Genomic DNA, 18247 nt, shown 5'->3' on the forward strand with positions numbered 1-18247 from the left:
TGATTTCTGTTTTTGTCGAGACCAAGACTGTTTTGTGTCGGCTACTCGACGGCGCCGTTCGCCCCACGCCCTATAGCTTGCAACACACGACGCCGAGCGGCGTTCGATTCCGCATGACAGGGCCGTTTACTCCATTGAAGAACAGTCTTCTCGCCGCCATGTCGTCTGAAGACTATGCGCTGATTTCGTCGTCGCTCAACCCCGTCGAGCTGGAGAAGGGGCGGCTGCTCTATGACCCCGGCGATTCGGTCGAGACCGTCTACTTCCCCCATAACTGCGTCATTTCTCTGATGACCCTGATGGAAAACGGCGCGGCCATCGAATCCGCCACCATCGGTCGTGAAGGCGCACTGGGGTTGATGACCGCCTTTGCTCCGCGCGAGGCGCTGTCGCGCGCCATCGTCCAGGTCGCGGGCTCGGCCTCGCGCATCGGCGCCAACGCCTTCCACGACGCCTGCCAGCGCAGCGCCACCCTGCGCCGCCTCGCCGACCGCCACGGCGACGCGCTGTTCGGCCACGCCGCCCAGTCGGTGGCCTGCAACGCCCTGCACTCAGTGGAGGCCCGCTTCTGTCGCTGGCTGCTGACCTGCCACGACCGTATCGACGACGACACGGTCGGCCTGACGCAGGAATTCCTGGCCGACATGCTGGGCGTCCAGCGCACCACGGTGACCGCCGTCGCCGGCGCCCTGCAGGCCAAGGGGCTGATCCGCTACCGTCGCGGCGTGGTCGATATCCTCGACCGCCAGGGCCTCGAGGCGATGAGCTGCGAGTGCTACGGCGCCGTGCGTCGGCTCTACGAGCGACTGCTGCCGGGCGCGTTCAGCTAGCCCACTCCGCTCATCCCGGCCTTCGCCGGGGAGAGCGGAAGTTTTTTCGGCAGGGCGCCGAACAGGCGCAGCAGCGGAACCTCGATCCAGCGCCGGACCGCCAGGCCCGAGCCGACGCCGAGCACGATCACCAGCGGGATCAGCAGCAGCGGCTTCTGGAAGCCGATCCGCCAGGCCACCAGCGGCGCCACCAGGGTGTGGGTCAGGTAGATCGAGTAGGAAGCGTCGCCCAGCGCCTCCAGCCAGCGCCAGCGGGGCAGGCGGCCGGCCGCCTCCACCCCCAGGGCGCCCGCGGCGATGGCCAGGGCCGGCAGGCCCCAGAAAAACGCCCGCCACAGGTCGGACTTGAAGTGCATCAGGTGCTGCGCGCCGATGGCGCCGAAGCCGAGCGCCAGCAGCAGCAGCGAGACCCACAGGTTCGGCAGGCGCTTCGTCTGCCAGGCGCGCGCCAGCCAGACCCCGGCGGCGAACTCCAGCACCAGCAGATTGGCCCCCAGCAGATAGAGCGGCGGCACGGAGACGCCGAGCATCACCGTGCCGATCATCGCGATGGTGATCAGCCACACCCGCTCGGCCTCCTCCATCACCAGGGCGAAGGCGAACACCAGGTAGAAGAACGCCTCGTAGACCAGCGTCCAGCCGACATCGAGCACCGGGAACGGATACCCCCGCGCGTCGAGGTGCGGCAGCATCAGCAGCGACAGGACCACGTGCACCGGCTCGGTCTCGATGTGGGCGATGGCGCCGGGCAGCACGGTCACCACGGCCATGGCGACGAGGGTCGCCAGCCAATAGAGCGGTACGACACGCGCGGCCCGTCGCCGCAGGAATGCGAGCGGGTTCACGTCCCGCCCGGCCGTCACCGTCCAGATGATGAAGCCGCTGATGATGAAGAACAGGTCGACCCCGGCCGCCCCGACCTCGAAATCCATCCATTCCCACTGGAAGGCGTGAAACGTCACCACGCCGAGCACGGCGACTGCACGCAGCAGTTGTATCGAGTGGAGTCGAGGCGTGGCCGTCATCTAGGGCTTCATAGCCGTGTGACGCGGCTCTAGCGAAGGCTTAACCGCCTCCACCTACGGTCGCCCGGTCGACGCCGGAACGGCGCAGCGATGGTGACGCAATGAACCTGCCCTTGTGGCGACAGCAGGACGGCTCCGCCTCGGCGGGCGCGCCCGTGCGCTTTCGCCGCCAGCGCCGTCCGGAGGAGCGGGTCGAGGTGCTCGGCGCGCAGGTCGACCTCGTGCGCCCGGAGGAGGTGCTGTGGTTCACCACCCAGCAGATCGCCGCCGGCAAACGGGCCATCGTCGCCAACCACAACCTCCACAGCCTCTATCTGGGCCGCCGCGAACCGCGCCTGGCCGAATTCTTCCGCAAGGCCGACCTCATCGAGGTCGACTCGACGCCGCTGATCCACTGGGCGCGGCTGATCGGCCGCCAGAGCCGGCCGTTCCATCGCTGCACCTATCTCGACTGGCGCGACGCCTTCTGGGACTTGGCGTGCGCGAACGGCTGGCGCGTCTTCTATCTCGGCGGCGCCCCGGGCGTGGCGGAGACGGCGGCCGAGCGGCTGCGCGCCCGCTACCCCGACCTGGCGCTGGATGTGCGCGACGGCTTCTTCGACGCGGCGCCGGGCTCGGCCGGGAACGCCGGGGCTGTCGACCAGATCCGGGCCTTCGATCCTCAGGTGCTGTTCGTCGGCATGGGCATGCCCCGGCAGGAAATCTGGATCGCCGACAACGTCGAGACGCTGCCGTCCTGCGTGATCTTCTCGGTCGGCGCCGCCTTCGACTATGAGGCCGGCGTCCAGACCGCCGCCCCGCGCTGGATGGGGCAGGCGGGCATCGAATGGCTCTACCGCCTGGTTCACGATCCGCGCCGTCTGTTCCAGCGCTACTGCATCGAGCCCTGGTTCCTCCTCCCTTCGGCCTTCGCCGACCTGCGCCGCCGCTTCGCCTCGCCGCGGTCCTAGCCCCTGGCCGCGATTGGGCTAGGCTCCCGCCGACTCGGGAGGTCTCCATGCAGATTCGTCTTATCGCCTGCGCCGTGGCGTTCGCCGCGCTCGCCGTCTCCGCCGTCGCCCAGAGCCCGGCTAATACGACCCCGGCGGTCGGCGCGCCGCCGATCCCCGACTACATCCGGAAGGCCGTCGACAGCCCGGACCGCACCGACGCCATGAAGGCGCGCGACGGCGGGCGCAAGCCGGCCGAGGTGTTCACGCTCGCCGGCCTCAAGCCCGGCGACAAGGTGATGGAGTTCGGCAGCTTCGGCTTCTACGACACCACCCTGATTTCCGGCATCGTCGGGCCGCGCGGCCACGTCTGGATGTACGACCTGCCCTACATGCAGCAGCGCACCGAGGAGGCCGGCAAGGCCTTCGCCGACGCCCACAAGAATTCCGAACATGCCGTTGGAAAATTTGACGAAATCGCCCTGCCGAAAGGCGTCGATATGGCGGTGTTCGACATGTACTACCACGACCTCAAGGGCAAGAATGTCGACCCGGCCAAGCTCAACGCCAAGGTCTTCGCGGCCCTCAAGCCCGGCGGCCGGGTGCTGGTCGTCGACCACCGCGCCGAGCCTGGCTCCGGCTGGCGCGACTCCACCACCATCCACCGCATGGACACCGCGACCATCGTCGAGGAGATGCGCGCCGCCGGCTTCCAACTCGCCGTCAACAGCGCCCTGTTCGCCAATCCGGCCGACGACAAGTCCAAGCGCGTCTTCGAACCCACCCTGCGCGGCGGCACCGACCGCTCGCTGTTCGTCTTCGTGAAGCCGAAGGGGTAACAAAGCTCGTGACCCCTCTCCCTCGAAGGGAGAGGGGCAGGGGGTGAGGGTGTTCACTGGGTGTCGCCGAATGAGCGCGACCAACCTTCCCTCTGGACTCCAGCGCTATCTGACCCCCTCATCCACCCGAACCTTATGGGAGGGCGTGTCATGAGCGTTGTCAGTGGGGATTCACCGGAGCGTCAGGCGCTAGTCGCCCGGGTCAAGAACATCCTTATCAAGCCCAAGGCCGAATGGCCGGTGATCGACGCCGAGCCGGCGACGATCAAGGGCCTCTACGTCGGCTACGCCTGCATCCTGGCGGCCATTCCCGTGGTCTGCGGCCTGATCGGCGGCCAGTTGTTCGGCCACGGCCTGTTCGGCGTCGTCTATCGGCCGCCCCTTATCGGCGGCATCGCCAGCGCCGTGGTCAGCTACGTCCTGAATCTGGCGATGATCTTCGTCCTGGCCCTGGTCATCGACGCCCTGGCCCCCAGCTTCGACGGGACCAAGAACAAGCTGCAGGCCTTCAAGGTCGCCATCTACGCCAGCACGGCCAGCTGGGTGGCCGGGGTGTTCACCCTGCTGCCGGCCCTCAGCATCCTCGCGGTGATCGGCGGCCTCTACAGCCTCTACCTGCTCTATCTCGGCCTGCCCGTGCTGATGAAGGCGCCGGAGGCCAAGGCGCTCGGCTACACCGTGGTCGCCATCATCGTCGCCGTCGTGCTCAGCATCGTCGTCAGCGCCGTCATCGGCGCGCTCGGCGGCCTCGCCATCCTCGGCGGCGGCTCGGCGTTCAATGTCGGGTCGGCCGGAACGGTCGGCGGCAAGGTCAGCGTGCCGGGCATGGGCTCGGTCGATCTCGACAAGCTGCAGGCGGCCTCCAAGCAGATGGAAGCCTCGGCCCAGCAGATGGCCCAGGCCCAGGCTTCGGGCGCCGCCGCGTCCGGCGCCGTCACGCCGGTCGGCGGCGATGTGCTGCAAACCCTGCTGCCCGGCAGCGTCGCGGGCTATGCGCGCGGCGAGGTCTCCAGCTCCACCAGCGGCGCGGCCGGCCTGTCGATGGCCGAGGCCGAGGGGCGGTACGCTCGCGGCGACCAGCACATCACCCTGAAGGTGACCGACATGGGCGGCGCCGCCGGCCTCGCGGCCATGGCCGGCGCCTTCGGCGTGCAGTCCAGCAAGACCACCCCCGAGGGCTACCAGAAGCTCGGCAAGGTCGGCGGGCGCATGACCACCGAGGAATGGGACAACTCGTCCAAGACCGGCAACTACTCGGTGATGGTCGCCGAACGCTTCATGGTCGCCGCCGACGGCGACGGCGCCAGCATGGACGACCTCAAGGGCGCGGTGACCTCGGTCAACTTCGCCCGGCTGGAAGGCCTGGCGCACTAGCGCGCTGCTTCCCCCTCTCCCTCGAAGGGGGAGGGGCAGGGGTGGGGGTGATCGCACCGCGTGTCGGTCCTAGGCGTTCAAGGCGCTGCCTGTTGAATTTGCCTGGATGAGCCCTGCCAACACCCCCGTCCCCGACCGTTGGCTTCGCCTCGCTTCGCGGTCCCCCTTCGAGGGAAGGGAGCCTAGCTTCGTCCAACCAGCTTCACGGCATCCTCATCGCCCAGCTCAGCCGCGCGCTCCAGCCAGCGCGCGGCGGCTTCGCGATCGCCCAGGTCGCCATAATGGAGATAGAGGTTCCAGGCCGAGGCGGCGAACCCGGCCTCGGCCGCCGCCGCATAGAGCGAGACGGCCACCTCGACGCGCGGCTCCTCGAACGCCGCGGCGTGCAACGCCATCGGCTCGCCCAGCGCCACGGCGGCCTTCAGCAACCGCTCGGCGGCCGCCCGATCCCCGGCGGCCTTCGCCTCGAGGTGCTGGATATAGAGGTCGATCCCTTCGGCTTCCCGCTCGGCCATGCTCGCGATCCTGCCTCCGCCCGGCGCCCGCGCCGCCGTCCCGCTGTAACAACGCCGGGGGAGCGTCATTGGCGCGCGGCGGCGGTCAGGGTCTCACGGCGTGCCAGCCCCGGATCATGAACGCCTGGAAGAACGGGACCGGTTTGCGGAATCCGGCGGCCTCCCACAAGGCCTCCGTCTCCGCCGGGGGCAGCACGCCCAGCACATCGCGCATCATGTCGCCCAGCTTCGCCAGCGACTCCGGCGTCGCGCCCATGAGCGTTTGGATCCGCTTCCAGTCTTCCAGCATTTCGGGGAACTCCGGCGCATCCAGGTCGCCGCTGATCTCGGCGCTGGCGAAGCGGCCTCCCGGCTTCAGGCGACCGTGAATGGCCGAGTAGAAGGCGGGCCGCTCCTCGCGCTTGATGAAGTGCGCCACCAGCAGGCTGACCGCGGCGTCAAAGCCGTCGCGCGGAGCATCGTGGACATAGCCCTGAAGGAGTTCGCAACGATGCAGCACGCCGGCCTGTTCGAGCCGGCGCCGCCCGACGGCCAGCATTTCGTCGGATGGATCGACGCCGACGAACGACCATCCCGGATAGGCCTTGGCCAAGGACAGGATCTCCGCCCCGGTCCCCACCCCGACGCACAACACGCGCGCCTCGGCGGGCAGGTCCGCCAGCGCCAACCCCAGCAGGAAGTGCAGACTGTCGGAAACGGGCGCGAGCGCGCTGTTCCGACGATCGTAGGCGTCCGCCATCTCCTGGTTGAAGACGATGGGCGGCGCGGCGGGTTTCGGCTTTGTCATTGTTATAACATAACGGCGCGCATCGCGCGCGTCACCCGCCTTATCGGGCGTCGAGAAAGCTTGCTACCGACCCGAGCCGGAGGTTGGGACGGTCTGCTTTTAGCCATATTGGGCTAGTGAGTTCCGCAGTCTATCTTGACGGTTAAGTTCAAGGAAGTTCGGGGCGTATATGTCGGTCAGTTGTATGGCGGCGGGTGACCGCGCTTCTCGAACCTCGACCAGGGGGCTGAAGAGCAGTTTCAGAAATCTGTTCCTGATGGTCGTGACCGCCGTCCCGTTGGCAGCGGTTGCGCAAACGGTACCTGATCCCGTCCCCGCAGGGCCGGTGAGAGCGCAGTTGGAGATCGCGGGTCCTGCCCGCCCCATCGACCCTATCGCGGGAATCTTGAACGCCTTTGCGACCCACGACGTGGTGGCCCTCGGCGAAGGCACTCACAACAACGAGCAGGGCGCGGCCTTTCGTCAGAAACTCTTTCGCGACCCTCGCTTCCCAACGACTGTGAACACAGTCGTCGTAGAGTGCGGCAACAGTCGATATCAGGCGATGATGGACCGTTATATCGACGGCGAGGACATTCCTGAAAAGGAGCTCCGCAAGGCTTGGCTTGAGACCATGGCTCTGGGCACCTCGTGCGACGTTCCAATCTACGCCGATGAGTTTCGGACCATTCGCGATATCAATCGCAGACTGCCGAAGGCGCGCCATGTGCGGGTTCTGCTGGGTGAAGTTCCCTATTTCGCGGAGCGCGGCGACTCCGTGCGTACGGATACTTTTCCAGCCGGATTAGTCCGTAAAGAAGTGCAAGAGAAACGCCACAAGGTCCTCATCGTCTACGGCGAGGGCCATCTCTTTCGCCGGCCTGATACTCGCAAGCTCGGCCCCCCTGGATTCCACGCACCCGAATCCATCGTCGCGAACTTGGAGAAGGCTGGTGTTCGGGTGTTTTCAGTCTGGACGCACGCCCCTCGGACTGGCGCGGACTTGGCCACTCTTCAACCCAACGTCGCCACTTGGCCGAAACCTAGCTTTACGATGATCAAAGGCACGCCCTTAGGGTTGGCGCCGTTCCCCTTCTATGAGCCCATGGGCTCAGGAGTGATCATCTTCAACGGTATACGGACTGAGCTGGAAGGGCCGCCCGGCCTCATGCAAGATCAGTTCGACGCGTTGATCTACCTAGGCCCTACGTCCGAGATCACGTTCGCGAAGCTTTCAGCCTCGCTCTGTTCAGATCCCGACTATGTGGCGATGCGCGCCGCGCGCTTCGGCGACGTGAAAACATTGGATGGCCGGTTGATGAGTGACGACTTCAGGGCGCAGTGCGCCGCCGTGGCGGCCGGGCGCTAGCCTTAACCCAAAGATTATGTCTGAGTGGGAGGCGACTGGAGCTCCGCTTTCCACCCTTAGCCGACCATCCCTGCGTCCGTATCTGACGGCGGCGCCTGCTTCACTAGATGTGTGACCCCGCCGCCCACCAGCCCTGACGAGACGCCCGCCGCCGACTTCGCGCGGCCGGTGCTGGAGCGGCAGCTCGATCTTCTATCGGAGTTGGCGGATATCGGTATGGACATCGCTCGGGGCCTTCGCCGCGCGGTGGAGCAGGCCGCCGAACCCGAGGCCGAGCCGGTCGATCCCGTCACCGTCACCCTGGCCTTCAGCCGCGTCTCGCGCGCCGTGCGCCTGACCTGCGCCCTGCAGGTCGAGGTGATCGACAAGCTGCGCGGCGTCGGCCGGATCGAGGACTATGAAGCGGGCCTCGCCACGCCTGCGGCGGCGACCGTCGCTAAGGAAGACCCGCGCCTTCGCGCCCGCAAGGACGACATCGCCGCCACCCTCACCGGCATCATCGACGAAATCCACAAGGACGCCGAGGGCGGCGAGGCCCACGAGCGCTGCATCCGTGAAGCCACCGAACGCCTGAAGGAGGTGGAGGACCTCGGGGACATCCTGGCCCGGCCGTTCGAGGAGGTGGTCGAGCAGATCTGCCGGGACTTGGGGTTGTCAAAGGCGTCGCCTTTCTTCTCCTCACCCGCGTGCGGGGGAGGGGGACCGGCGAAGCCGGTGGAGGGGGCGCAACCGCCGCCAAGGCCGCCAAGCGCCCCTTCCGTCACGGCGCTGGCGCGCCGCGCCACCTTCCCCGCAAGCGGGGCAGGAGAAGAAGCCGGTCCGGCTCCACCAACCGCGTCTTACACCCCACCGCCGGACCCCGACGCGCTCCCCGGCTACCCCGTCGGCCTACCGGGCGAACTGCCGCCCCGAGGGCGCCGGCCCCAACGGCCGCCCACCAACTACACCCACGGTTTCGACTGAAGCCGAGCCGCCGCGCGTCATTCGCCGCTCGCTTCCACGCGCGACGCGGAGTAGGCTGTCGCCAGTTTACCCGGGGGGCGGCCGTGCAGCCGCTGAGATTGGGCTTCCTCGCCCTGACCCGTCGAACCTGATCCGGGTCATGCCGGCGAAGGGAGGAAACGGCGCAACGCCCGCGATGGCTCCGCGCCCGAAAACCCCGAGTCCGTCATGGCCGCCATTTCTGCGGGACCGCGCGCCATGAACATCATCACGCCCATCAGCGAGACCATTCCCACCGGCGAGCGGCTCGGAAGCCGCAAGGTCTATGTCGCCGGCGAGCTGTTCCCCGACATTCGCGTGCCGTTCCGCGAGGTCGCCGTCCACCCCAGCGCCAACGAGCCGCCGGTGACCATCTACGACAGCTCGGGCCCCTATACCGACCCGGCGGTGAAGATCGACATCGAGCAGGGCCTGCCGCGCACTCGCGAGGCCTGGGTCGTCGCGCGCGGCGACGTCGAGGCGGTGGCCGAGCCCCGCGTGGTCAAACCCGAGGACAACGGCTTCGCCGCCGGCAAGCACCTGGCCCCCGAGTTCAAGACCCAGCGCCCGGTGTTCCGCGCCAAGGGCGGGGCGGCCGTCACCCAGTTCGAATACGCCCGCAAGGGCATCATCACGCCTGAAATGGAATACGTCGCCATCCGCGAGAACATGCGGCGCGAGCAGGCCAGCCCCTGCGTGCGCGACGGCGAGGACTTCGGCGCCAGCATCCCGGACTTCGTGACCCCCGAGTTCGTCCGCCAGGAAGTGGCCCGCGGCCGGGCGATCATTCCCGCGAACATCAACCACACCGAACTCGAGCCGATGGCCATCGGCCGCAACTTCCTGGTCAAGATCAACGCCAACATCGGCAATTCGGCGGTGCTCTCCACCGTCGCCGATGAGGTCGACAAGCTGGTCTGGGCCACCCGCTGGGGCGCCGACACGGTCATGGACCTGTCGACCGGCCGCAACATCCACAACATCCGCGACTGGATCATTCGCAACAGCTCGGTCCCCATCGGGACCGTGCCGATCTACCAGGCGCTGGAGAAGGTCGGCGGCGTCGCCGAGGACCTGAACTGGGAAGTGTTCCGCGACACCCTGATCGAACAGGCCGAGCAGGGGGTGGACTACTTCACCATCCACGCCGGGGTGCGGCTGCCGTTCATCCCGCTGACGGCCAAGCGCGTCACCGGCATCGTGTCGCGCGGCGGCTCGATCATGGCCAAGTGGTGCCTCAGCCATCACAAGGAGAACTTCCTCTACGAGCGGTTCGACGAGATCTGCGAGATCATGCGGGCCTACGACGTGTCGTTCAGCCTCGGCGACGGCCTGCGGCCCGGCTCGACCGCCGACGCCAACGACGCCGCACAGTTCGCCGAGCTGCGCACCCTGGGCGAGCTGACCAAGGTCGCCTGGAACCATGGCGTGCAGGTGATGATCGAGGGGCCGGGCCATGTGGCCATGCACAAGATCAAGGCCAACATGGATGAGCAGCTGAAGCACTGCCACGAGGCGCCGTTCTACACCCTCGGCCCGCTCACCACCGACATCGCGCCCGGCTACGACCACATCACCAGCGCCATTGGCGCGGCCATGATCGGTTGGTACGGCACCGCCATGCTCTGCTACGTCACGCCCAAGGAGCACCTCGGCCTGCCGGACCGCAACGACGTGAAGACCGGCGTCATCACCTACAAGCTGGCCGCCCACGCCGCCGACCTCGCCAAGGGGCACCCGGGCGCGGCCATGTGGGACGACGCCATCAGCCGCGCCCGCTTCGAGTTCCGCTGGGAGGACCAGTTCAATCTCGGCCTCGATCCCGAGACGGCGCGCGCCTTCCACGATGAGACCCTGCCGAAGGAGGCGCACAAGACCGCCCACTTCTGCTCGATGTGCGGTCCCAAGTTCTGCTCGATGAAGATCAGCCAGGAGGTCCGCGACTTCGCCGCCGGCCAGGCCCCAAACGGCGAGCTCGGCGCCGTGGACGCCGATCTGGGCATGGCCGAAATGAGCGAGAAGTTCAAAGCCATGGGCGGGGAGATCGAGGTCTCGCTGACCGGCGCGCCAAGACCAGCCGAAGGACACTGAAGTATCGAAGCGGGCCGTGCGCCATTCGGTCACGGCGCAGTTCGGGAACCAATTAAATACAACTCTAGTTTGTATGGGGTCGCCCATGTCCCGTACCGCAGGAGTCGTGGATGCATAGCCGTCCGGTAGAACTTGAGGCGCAACGCCTCGACGCGTCGGAAAGCCTGACCGCCCTGGTCGGCCTCGAAGTGCTGTTCAAGGCCATGGCGGCGACGGAAACCGGCCGAAACGCCCTGCACGAGGCGATGGATCAGCGTCTCGCCGACATCGAGGCCCTGTCGCGCTGCGGCGTCGAGCCCGCCGGAACCCGTCACGTCGCGCACCTCCTGCGTGAGATGATCGAGCGCGTCGCGCCGCTCTCCCACGCTGCCTGAACCGGCGCGCGCCCAAACGCCGCCCGTGGCGGCACGTGCATTGCATTGGACGCCGGGGCGCCATTGCAGTAGCGTCACATCCCGAGACCTGCACTTGCTCAGGGAGGCAAGATGACGGAGTCCACCTTCACACGCCGCCGCGCGGCGGCTCTCGCCCTCGGGGCGCCCCTCATCCTCGGCGCATCGCCTGGCCTCTCCCAGGCCGCGCCTATCCTGTCTCAGACCTCGCCGACGCCGGAGGCCGAGGACGGCGATCCTACGACGCTCGCCGAGACGGGGGGCGACAGCCTCAGCCACATCACCGCCGAGGTGATGGTCAACGGGCAGGGGCCGTTCAACTTCCTGGTCGATACGGGGGCCAACCGGTCGGCGGTCAGCGAACGCCTGGCCGAACGCCTCGGCCTGCCCCTGGGGCCGCCGATGCGCGTGCTCACGGTCGTCGGGGCGCGCGAGCGGCCGACGGTCGAACTCGATGAACTGCGCATCGGCGACCGGGCTCAGCGCGACGTCCGCGCCCCGACGCTGCTGATCACCGGCGATCACTTCGACGGCGTACTCGGCGTCGACTGGCTGCGCGGGCGGCGGCTGACCTTCTTCTTCGACGAATCGCGCCTGGAGATCACCGGCTCCAACGCCATCATCCCCAACGACGGCCGCGAGGTTCGGCGCACGCCGGTGATCGTGCCGGCGCGGCTGAAGCAGGGGCAGCTGACGATCATCGACGCCCAGATGGGCCGCCGCCTGGTCACCACCATGATCGACACGGGCGCCCAGCTCACCCTCGGCAACGCCGTCCTGCGTCGGATGGCCGAGAACCAGCCGGGCGCGGAACGCGGCCTCAAGCCTGTCGGCATCAGCACGGTGACGGGCGAGCGGCGCTACGGCGATCTCATCTGGTTGCCGTCGCTGCGCGTCGGCGGGGTCATGTTCCATCAGGTCCCGGTGGTCTTCGCCGACCTGCCGATGTTCGCGACCTGGGGTCTCGAGGACGAGCCCGGCATCGTGCTCGGCCTCGACCTGATCAGCCAGTTCAGCGCGGTCATGCTCGATTTCGGTCGCCGCCAGGTCCGCTTCGACGTCGCCGGCTCGCAACCGCGCGGCTCGCGGCAGGCCGACCGCCGGTCGCAGGCAACGGGAGGTCGCAGGGCGCTATAGATGATCGACCGGCGCGCTATCGTCGGGTTCGGCCTCTCAACGCCCCTCTGGAGCGCGCTGCCGCTTGCGGCCTCGGCGCAGGACGCGACGCAGCCGACGGTCGACGCCGACGCCGAGGACGGGCCGAACACCGAACTCGACACCCAGGACAGCGAGTCCAGCCACATGCTGGCCCCCGTGATGGTCAATGGTAAGGGGCCGTTCCAGTTTGTCGTCGACACCGGCGCCAATCGCTCGGCGATCAGCGTCGCCCTGGCCAACCGCCTCAACCTGCCGCCCGGTCCCAATGTGCGCCTCCACACCGTGGCGGGGGTGAAGGTGCGCCCCACGGCGATCATCGACGAGCTTAAGGCCGGCGCCCGCGTGCAGCGCCGGGTGCGGGCGCCGACGCTGGCGATCAGCGGCCTGGCGGCCGACGGCATCCTCGGCGTCGACTGGCTGAAGCGCAGCCGCCTGGCCTTCGACTTCCGCGCCAAGCGGCTGGAGATCAGCAGCTCCCGGTACGAGGTCGAGGGCGTGCAGAGCTACGGCGACCGCTCGATGGTCCTGGTGCCCGCCCGCCTGCGTTCGGGCCAGATCACCATCATCGACGCCGACATGAGCGGCCGCAGGCTGTCGGCGATGATCGACAGCGGCAGCGAGCTGTCGCTCGGCAACGCGGCGCTGCGCGAGATGATCCGCCGCAACCAGCCGATGGGGAAGACCCAGCCGCTGGAGATCGTCACCATCACCGGCGAGCACCTGCTGGGCGAGTTGCTCTACGTGCCGTTCCTGCGCCTCGGCGGCCTGCAGCTCGGCAACGTGCCGGTCGTCTTCGCCAAGGTGCACGTCTTCAGCCTGTGGGACATGGAGCGCGACCCGTCGCTGATCCTCGGCATGGACCTGCTTCGCCAGTTCGACGCGGTGACCATGGACTACGGCCGCGCCCGCGTCCGTTTCGACCTGGCCTGATCCTCGCCTTGACCCCGCCGCCGCCCGCCTTCTAGGCTTCCTCCCCGGAGGGCGTGATGCGTTTCAAGGATCGATTGTCGCGTGAAATCCGCTTCCTCCGCGGGTTGCGCCGAACCCTGCGGTGGGTCGATCCCATCAAGCCGGACAGTCGGACGCTCGCCTGCGACGACCTGGAGGCCGCCGTCGACAAGTGGCGCGATCGGCCCGCGATCCTGTGCGAGGGCAAGACCCTCACCTACGGCGACTTCGACGCCCTGGCCAATCGCTACGCCCACTGGGCCAAGGCCCAGGGCCTGACCCGCGGCGAGACCGTCGCCCTCTACATGCATAACCGGGCCGAGTACGTCGCCATCTGGTACGGCCTCAGCAAGGTCGGGGTTGTGGCGGCCCTGATCAACAACCAACTGGCCGGCGCGGCCCTGATCCATTGCCTCAACATCTCCGGCGCCATGCACTGCCTGGTCGACGGCGACTGCGCCCCGGCGTTGCAGGCGGTGCGCGACAGTCTGACCAAGAACGTGCACGTGTGGACGCTGGGGGCGGTGGAGGCCGGTCAACGCGACCTGCTCAACGCCCTCAAGAGCTGCTCGTCCCTGAGGCCCGACCGCGAGGTCAGCCGCGGCGCCCTGCGCGCCCGCGACCTGGCCCTCTACATCTACACCAGCGGCACCACCGGCCTGCCCAAGGCCGCGCGCGTCACCCACATGCGGGTGCAGCTCTACATGCGCGGCTTCGCCGGCTCGACCGGGGCGGTGGAGAGCGACCGCATCTACATCACCCTGCCGCTGTATCACGCCACCGGCGGGCTCTGCGCGGTGGGGGCGGGGCTGCTGACCGGCGCCAGCCTGGTGTTGCGCCGCAAGTTCTCGGCCTCGTTGTTCTGGGACGACGTGGTCGGCGAGGGCTGCACCATGTTCGTCTACATCGGCGAGCTGGGCCGCTACCTGGTCAACCAGCCGGAGCATGAGCGGGAGCGCGAGCACAAGCTGCGCCTGGCCTTCGGCAACGGCCTGCGGCCCGACGTCTGGCAGGCCTTCGTCGATCGCTTCCGCATTCCCTTCGTGCTGGAATTCTACGGCGCGACGGAGGGTAACGTCTCGATCTTCAACTTCGACGGCAAGCTCGGCGCCTGCGGTCGCGTGCCGAAGTATCTGAAGAAGAAGTTCCCCATCCGGCTGGTGCAGTTCGACATCGAGGGCGAGCAGCCGGTCCGCAACGCCAAGGGCCGGTGCATTGAGGCCGGCCCGGGGCAGGTGGGCGAATGCATCGGCATGATCGGCCGCGAGGCGCGCACCAGCTACACCGGCTACGCCGACAAGGCCGCCAGCGAGAAGAAGGTGCTGCACGACGTCTTCGCGGCCGGCGACAGCTGGTTCGCCACCGGTGACCTGATGACCCAGGATTCCGACGGCTACCTCTATTTCGTCGACCGCATCGGCGACACCTTCCGCTGGAAGGGCGAAAACGTCTCCACCGGCGAGGTCAGCGCCTGCCTGCTGACCGCCCCTGGGGTGCTCGAGGCCAATGTCTATGGCGTGAAGGTCGGCGATCTCGACGGACGCGCCGGCATGGCCGCGATCAATGTCGGCGACGACTTCGATCTCGCGGCGCTCAACGACCACGTCACCTCCGGCCTGCCCCCCTACGCCCAGCCGATGTTCCTGCGGCTGCAGCGCGAGATCGAGAAGACCGGCACCTTCAAGCAGCGCAAGGTCGACCTGATCGCCGACGGCTTCGATCCGGCCCGCACCAAGGACCCGATCTACTTCCACAGCCCCAACAAGGGCGCCTATGTGAAGGTCACCAAGGCCGTCTACGCCAAGATCCTCGAGGGCGGCTTCAAGCTCTAGTTCAGGGCGTAGACCACGCAGGCGCTGTCGCCGCGAGAGATCAGCGGCGGCTGCAGGGTGACCTGCAGATCCAGGCTCTGGCCGCCGGCGCCGCCCGGCGCCTGGCCGATCGCGGGCGGCGCCGGGGCCGGCGCCATGGCGCGCAGGCGCTGGCCCGTCACCACCACGTCATTGACCGCTTCGGTCTCGCCGCGACGGTCGGCGCCGGCCACCAGCACATCGGTCTCGCAGGCGCGCCCGGTGGCGTCGATCAGCTTCACCGCGCCCAGGCGCGCGCCGGCGGCCTCGGCGGCCCGTCGCGCCCGCGTCGCGGCGTCCGCCACGGCGGCGTTGAACAGCTCGGTGTTGACGGCGTTGTCGGGCTCCAGGCTGAAGTAGACGCGGCCGACGCTGGTCGGCGCCGCCGAAGCCACGGTGTTGAACGCCCGCTCGATCAGGGCGACGTCGCGCACCTCGACCGAGACGTTGGCGTTGACCTGATAGCGCTCGATCTTGTCGCCGCGCTGATTGGCGACGAGGGCGCCGTCCTTGTCGCGATACTGGTCGTAGAGCGGCGTGACCGTGAAGCTGGTCTCCAGCCGGACCTTGTCGGCGCCGAAGCCGGTCAAGGTCGCCGTCAGGGCCTTGATCTTGTCGGCCGCCGCCTGGGTGGCGCGGGCGGCGGTGGGCTCGACCGCCTGGAAGCTCGCGCTGAAGCTCGCCCGGTTGGCCCGCACCTCGGTAGTGACCTTGCCCAGGGAGGCGATGATCGGCTGATCCATCCACCAGGGCGCGGCGCCGTAGCGCGGCGGGTTCATCGGCGGCGGCGAGGCGGTCTGGGCGAGGGCGGGGCCGGAAAGGCCGGCGAGGACGGCGGCGAGGACGAGGCGGCGCATGAGGTCTCCTGAGCGCTGGATTGGAACGCATCCATCAAGACCTACGCAGACGTTCGGCGATCGGGGTTTGCAGGGCGCGAAAAAAGTCGCCGGCCTTGTCGGCTGGCCGAGGCTTCTCCCCGGCGGCGCCGGCGCCTAGACTGCGGCGATCAGGAGATCGTCCATGCCGTCGTCCGCCCGCCTTTCGGTCCTCGCCGCTTTCGGCCTCGCCGCCGTCGTGACAGCCTGCGCGCCCAAGGCGCCCGAGGGGGTGGATGCCAAGGCCCTGGATGCGGAGATCGCCCGCCGGATCGGCAGCGCCTCCACCTGCGTGCTGATCGCCGACGGCGCCGGGAGCACGATCTACCGCTACGGCAGCAACACCACCTGCGGACGTGAGATGCCGGCCTGCGCCCAGCCCGGCAATGTCACCGCGGCCGATGTGCTGAAGGCCGCGATCGGCGGCGATGCCCGCAAGGTCTCCTGCAACAGCGTGGAAGACGGCTCGCGCACGGTCGCCTGGGCTTCCGGCCCGATCCCGGCCAGCGCCGGCAAGTCGCCGCGCTTCGTCTACACCGTGGCCATGGAAGGCGTCGAGGCGCTGCCGGGCCGCGAGATCGCGACCCGGCTCGAGGGCATGTGGCCGAAGGTCGGCTTCTAGCGCGCCAGCTCGTAGACGCCGCTGACGTCGATCCGCACGACCACCTCGCCGGCCGCGACGGGGGTGGAGTCGGCCTTTTCCATGCGGGCCATGGCGTAGACCGGCATCGGCGAGGGGGGAGGGGCGTAGCCTCCGCTTTCGCTGAGCGACGCCATCCGCGCGATGCGGTGGCCGGTGGCCTTGGCGTAGAGTTCGGCCTTGGCCTGCAGGGCGGCGACCGCCTTCAGACGGGCCTCGTCCTCGGCCGCCTTCGGATCGGTGACGCCGAACGAGACGCCGCCGACGTTGGTGGCGCCGGCCGTGACCGTGGCGTCCACCGTCTGGCCCAGCTTGGTCAGATCGCGCACGGTGATCGTCACCTGGTTGGCGACCTGGTAGCCGGTCAGGCGCGGCGGCAGGTTCTCCTGATAGACATACTGCGGCGAGAGGTTCAGCGACGAGGTCTGGATGTCCTTGTCGGCGATGCCGGCCTTCTTGAGGGCGGCGATCACCTGGGTCATCTGGGCGGCGTTGGCCCGCACCGCTTCGCCGGCGGTGGGCTTTTCGGCGGTGACGCCGAGGGTGATGGTCGCCATGTCGGGGCGCACGCGGGTTTCGCCCTGGGCCGACAGGTTCAGGGTCGCCGGCTTCGGCGCCTCGGCCACGGCGGCGGCCGGCGTCTGGGCCTGCGCCAGGGCCGGAACGGCGGCGCTCATCATCAGGGCGGCGGCCGCGGCGCCGATCAGGGTTTTCATCGAAAGCTCTCCATGGATGTCGCGCCAAAAAAAAGGGGGCGCGGCGCCGGTCAAACGCGACCGTCGACGGCAACCTGCCAAGTTGAACATGAACCGCCGCTTTAAGCGACGTTGCCGTCATGCTAGCCAGCAGCCCCAAGCTGCGAAGGCCCGTAGCTCAATGGTTAGAGCCGGCCGCTCATAACGGCTTGGTTGGGGGTTCGAGTCCCTCCGGGCCTACCAGCTGGTCTTGTGGCGCGTGCTTCACGTGAGGGGCGCGTCGCAAAACGCCCCACATGGCCATTTTCCTCACGACCGAACCGTCAACACGCCGGCCAAAACCGCTGCGTTGGGCGCGTTTTCAGCGGCGTTTCCGCTCGACCTCCAATCCCGCAAGGGTAGGGAGCGAAGCTTGCTCCGTCATCTAAGAGCGGCCGTAATCCCGCCAGCGGGAGCCTGAACGCTTCAGGCTCGACCCTGTCCGCTTGACCTAGGAACACCTAGGACGTCCGCAGAACGCTGCGCATCGCGAAGCTGGAATTGATCCGCGCCACGCCGGGCAGGCGCGAGAGGATTTCCTTGTGGATCCGCTCATAGGCGGCGGTGCTGGGGGCCACGGTGCGCAGGATGTAGTCGGCGTCGCCGGTCATCAGGTAGCACTCCTCGATCTCGGGATGCATCCGCACCGCCTGCTCGAAGCGGTTCAGATATTCCTCTGTCTGCTTGTCGAGGGTGATGCGCACGATGGCGACGACGCCGTCGTCCTGCGCCGTCTCGGCGATGATCGCCGCGTAGCCGCGAATGGCTCCGCTCTCCTCCAGCATCCGCACCCGCCGCAGGCAGGCGGATGGCGAAAGGCCCACCTTCGTCGCCAGCTCGTTGTTGGGCATGCGGCCGTTGAAACGCAGCAGGCCGATGATCTTGCGGTCCGTGGGGTCTAGATTCAGCATTTTGTTCTGTAGGTGTGGCG

General features: G+C 68.2%; 18 protein-coding genes, 1 tRNA gene and 1 riboswitch. Of the genes, 13 read left to right on the top strand and 6 right to left on the bottom strand.

All coding sequences use genetic code 11. The features are described 5' to 3' along the window. The first annotated feature begins 158 nt into the window (after positions 1 to 158). Complete coding sequence (locus ACFLIT_RS13130) at positions 159 to 830, top strand: Crp/Fnr family transcriptional regulator (RefSeq protein WP_479911698.1); 672 nt, start codon at positions 159 to 161, stop codon at positions 828 to 830. Here the strand turns inward: ACFLIT_RS13130 and ACFLIT_RS13135 are convergent. Continuing rightward, positions 827 to 1855 (bottom strand): acyltransferase family protein, encoded by a 1029-nt coding sequence (locus ACFLIT_RS13135; RefSeq protein WP_479911699.1) that lies wholly within the window; start codon positions 1853 to 1855, stop codon positions 827 to 829. The two genes, ACFLIT_RS13130 and ACFLIT_RS13135, sit on opposite strands and share 4 nt — an antisense overlap. 101 nt (positions 1856 to 1956) lie before the next feature. On the opposite strand from ACFLIT_RS13135, the gene ACFLIT_RS13140 reads away from it, so the two are divergent. The 3 genes from ACFLIT_RS13140 (at position 1957) to ACFLIT_RS13150 (ending at position 4997) form a co-directional block, all read left to right on the top strand. After that, entirely contained in the window at positions 1957 to 2805 is an 849-nt protein-coding gene (locus ACFLIT_RS13140) for a WecB/TagA/CpsF family glycosyltransferase (protein ID WP_479911700.1), read from the top strand. 47 nt (positions 2806 to 2852) lie between these two features. Continuing rightward, positions 2853 to 3623 (top strand): class I SAM-dependent methyltransferase, encoded by a 771-nt coding sequence (locus ACFLIT_RS13145; protein WP_479911701.1) that lies wholly within the window; start codon positions 2853 to 2855, stop codon positions 3621 to 3623. A gap of 150 nt (positions 3624 to 3773) precedes the next feature. Next, positions 3774 to 4997: a Yip1 family protein gene (locus ACFLIT_RS13150; protein ID WP_479911702.1), complete on the top strand. Its 1224-nt coding sequence runs from the start codon at positions 3774 to 3776 to the stop codon at positions 4995 to 4997. A 182-nt stretch (positions 4998 to 5179) separates the two neighbouring features. Here the strand turns inward: ACFLIT_RS13150 and ACFLIT_RS13155 are convergent, their stop codons facing one another. Together ACFLIT_RS13155 and ACFLIT_RS13160 are read right to left on the bottom strand one after the other, a co-directional pair. Then, on the bottom strand, positions 5180 to 5512 hold the full coding sequence (locus tag ACFLIT_RS13155) for a hypothetical protein (RefSeq protein WP_479911703.1): 333 nt from the start codon (positions 5510 to 5512) through the stop codon (positions 5180 to 5182). Between the two features lie 85 nt (positions 5513 to 5597). Continuing rightward, positions 5598 to 6299 carry a class I SAM-dependent methyltransferase gene (locus tag ACFLIT_RS13160; protein WP_479911704.1) on the bottom strand — a complete coding sequence of 234 codons (702 nt, stop codon included), beginning with the start codon at positions 6297 to 6299 and terminating at the stop codon, positions 5598 to 5600. Positions 6300 to 6555: 256 nt separating this feature from the next. On the opposite strand from ACFLIT_RS13160, the gene ACFLIT_RS13165 reads away from it, so the two are divergent. The 7 genes from ACFLIT_RS13165 to ACFLIT_RS13195 all read left to right on the top strand — a co-directional run bounded on the left by ACFLIT_RS13165 (position 6556) and on the right by ACFLIT_RS13195 (position 15049). Next, the gene (locus tag ACFLIT_RS13165; RefSeq protein ID WP_479911705.1) at positions 6556 to 7647 is read left to right on the top strand and encodes a hypothetical protein; all 1092 of its coding nucleotides are present in this window, start codon (positions 6556 to 6558) and stop codon (positions 7645 to 7647) included. A 111-nt stretch (positions 7648 to 7758) separates the two neighbouring features. Beyond that, positions 7759 to 8610 carry a hypothetical protein gene (locus ACFLIT_RS13170; protein WP_479911706.1) on the top strand — a complete coding sequence of 284 codons (852 nt, stop codon included), beginning with the start codon at positions 7759 to 7761 and terminating at the stop codon, positions 8608 to 8610. Between the two features lie 61 nt (positions 8611 to 8671). Beyond that, positions 8672 to 8781, top strand: a riboswitch (TPP riboswitch). Positions 8782 to 8847: 66 nt separating this feature from the next. After that, complete coding sequence (thiC, locus tag ACFLIT_RS13175) at positions 8848 to 10719, top strand: phosphomethylpyrimidine synthase ThiC (protein WP_479911879.1); 1872 nt, start codon at positions 8848 to 8850, stop codon at positions 10717 to 10719. Positions 10720 to 10829: 110 nt separating this feature from the next. Beyond that, entirely contained in the window at positions 10830 to 11093 is a 264-nt protein-coding gene (locus ACFLIT_RS13180) for a hypothetical protein (RefSeq protein WP_479911707.1), read from the top strand. A gap of 111 nt (positions 11094 to 11204) precedes the next feature. Next, positions 11205 to 12248 carry an aspartyl protease family protein gene (locus tag ACFLIT_RS13185; protein ID WP_479911708.1) on the top strand — a complete coding sequence of 348 codons (1044 nt, stop codon included), beginning with the start codon at positions 11205 to 11207 and terminating at the stop codon, positions 12246 to 12248. Then, positions 12249 to 13199, top strand: a complete 951-nt coding sequence (locus ACFLIT_RS13190; RefSeq protein ID WP_479911709.1) for a retroviral-like aspartic protease family protein — start codon at positions 12249 to 12251, stop codon at positions 13197 to 13199. Between the two features lie 56 nt (positions 13200 to 13255). Beyond that, entirely contained in the window at positions 13256 to 15049 is a 1794-nt protein-coding gene (locus ACFLIT_RS13195) for a long-chain-acyl-CoA synthetase (protein ID WP_479911710.1), read from the top strand. On the opposite strand, the gene ACFLIT_RS13200 is transcribed toward ACFLIT_RS13195, so the two are convergent. Then, the gene (locus ACFLIT_RS13200) at positions 15046 to 15924 is read right to left on the bottom strand and encodes an SIMPL domain-containing protein (protein ID WP_479911711.1); all 879 of its coding nucleotides are present in this window, start codon (positions 15922 to 15924) and stop codon (positions 15046 to 15048) included. The two genes, ACFLIT_RS13195 and ACFLIT_RS13200, sit on opposite strands and share 4 nt — an antisense overlap. 163 nt (positions 15925 to 16087) lie before the next feature. Between ACFLIT_RS13200 and ACFLIT_RS13205 the strand changes: the two genes are divergently transcribed. Beyond that, entirely contained in the window at positions 16088 to 16564 is a 477-nt protein-coding gene (locus ACFLIT_RS13205; protein ID WP_479911712.1) for a hypothetical protein, read from the top strand. On the opposite strand, the gene ACFLIT_RS13210 is transcribed toward ACFLIT_RS13205, so the two are convergent. After that, positions 16561 to 17298 (bottom strand): SIMPL domain-containing protein, encoded by a 738-nt coding sequence (locus ACFLIT_RS13210; protein WP_479911713.1) that lies wholly within the window; start codon positions 17296 to 17298, stop codon positions 16561 to 16563. The two genes, ACFLIT_RS13205 and ACFLIT_RS13210, sit on opposite strands and share 4 nt — an antisense overlap. A gap of 146 nt (positions 17299 to 17444) precedes the next feature. On the opposite strand from ACFLIT_RS13210, the gene ACFLIT_RS13215 reads away from it, so the two are divergent. Then, positions 17445 to 17520, top strand: a tRNA-Ile gene (locus ACFLIT_RS13215). Positions 17521 to 17777: 257 nt separating this feature from the next. Here the strand turns inward: ACFLIT_RS13215 and ACFLIT_RS13220 are convergent. Beyond that, positions 17778 to 18227 (bottom strand): Lrp/AsnC family transcriptional regulator, encoded by a 450-nt coding sequence (locus ACFLIT_RS13220; protein ID WP_479911714.1) that lies wholly within the window; start codon positions 18225 to 18227, stop codon positions 17778 to 17780. Between the last annotated feature and the right edge of the window lie 20 nt (positions 18228 to 18247).

Source organism: Caulobacter sp. HJHS_5 (assembly GCF_056683955.1).

Bases quoted from the DNA above. Each gene is read 5' to 3' on its own strand.
- ACFLIT_RS13155 (WP_479911703.1), bottom strand. From the start codon at position 5,512: ATGGCCGAGCGGGAAGCCGAAGGGATCGACCTCTATATCCAGCACCTC.
- ACFLIT_RS13205 (WP_479911712.1), top strand. From the start codon at position 16,088: ATGCCGTCGTCCGCCCGCCTTTCGGTCCTCGCCGCTTTCGGCCTCGCC.
- ACFLIT_RS13160 (WP_479911704.1), bottom strand. From the start codon at position 6,299: ATGACAAAGCCGAAACCCGCCGCGCCGCCCATCGTCTTCAACCAGGAG.
- ACFLIT_RS13150 (WP_479911702.1), top strand. From the start codon at position 3,774: ATGAGCGTTGTCAGTGGGGATTCACCGGAGCGTCAGGCGCTAGTCGCC.
- ACFLIT_RS13210 (WP_479911713.1), bottom strand. From the start codon at position 17,298: ATGAAAACCCTGATCGGCGCCGCGGCCGCCGCCCTGATGATGAGCGCC.
- ACFLIT_RS13165 (WP_479911705.1), top strand. From the start codon at position 6,556: ATGGTCGTGACCGCCGTCCCGTTGGCAGCGGTTGCGCAAACGGTACCT.
- ACFLIT_RS13180 (WP_479911707.1), top strand. From the start codon at position 10,830: ATGCATAGCCGTCCGGTAGAACTTGAGGCGCAACGCCTCGACGCGTCG.
- ACFLIT_RS13145 (WP_479911701.1), top strand. From the start codon at position 2,853: ATGCAGATTCGTCTTATCGCCTGCGCCGTGGCGTTCGCCGCGCTCGCC.
- ACFLIT_RS13220 (WP_479911714.1), bottom strand. From the start codon at position 18,227: ATGCTGAATCTAGACCCCACGGACCGCAAGATCATCGGCCTGCTGCGT.
- ACFLIT_RS13140 (WP_479911700.1), top strand. From the start codon at position 1,957: ATGAACCTGCCCTTGTGGCGACAGCAGGACGGCTCCGCCTCGGCGGGC.
- ACFLIT_RS13185 (WP_479911708.1), top strand. From the start codon at position 11,205: ATGACGGAGTCCACCTTCACACGCCGCCGCGCGGCGGCTCTCGCCCTC.
- thiC (WP_479911879.1), top strand. From the start codon at position 8,848: ATGAACATCATCACGCCCATCAGCGAGACCATTCCCACCGGCGAGCGG.
- ACFLIT_RS13130 (WP_479911698.1), top strand. From the start codon at position 159: ATGTCGTCTGAAGACTATGCGCTGATTTCGTCGTCGCTCAACCCCGTC.
- ACFLIT_RS13195 (WP_479911710.1), top strand. From the start codon at position 13,256: ATGCGTTTCAAGGATCGATTGTCGCGTGAAATCCGCTTCCTCCGCGGG.
- ACFLIT_RS13200 (WP_479911711.1), bottom strand. From the start codon at position 15,924: ATGCGCCGCCTCGTCCTCGCCGCCGTCCTCGCCGGCCTTTCCGGCCCC.
- ACFLIT_RS13190 (WP_479911709.1), top strand. From the start codon at position 12,249: ATGATCGACCGGCGCGCTATCGTCGGGTTCGGCCTCTCAACGCCCCTC.
- ACFLIT_RS13135 (WP_479911699.1), bottom strand. From the start codon at position 1,855: ATGACGGCCACGCCTCGACTCCACTCGATACAACTGCTGCGTGCAGTC.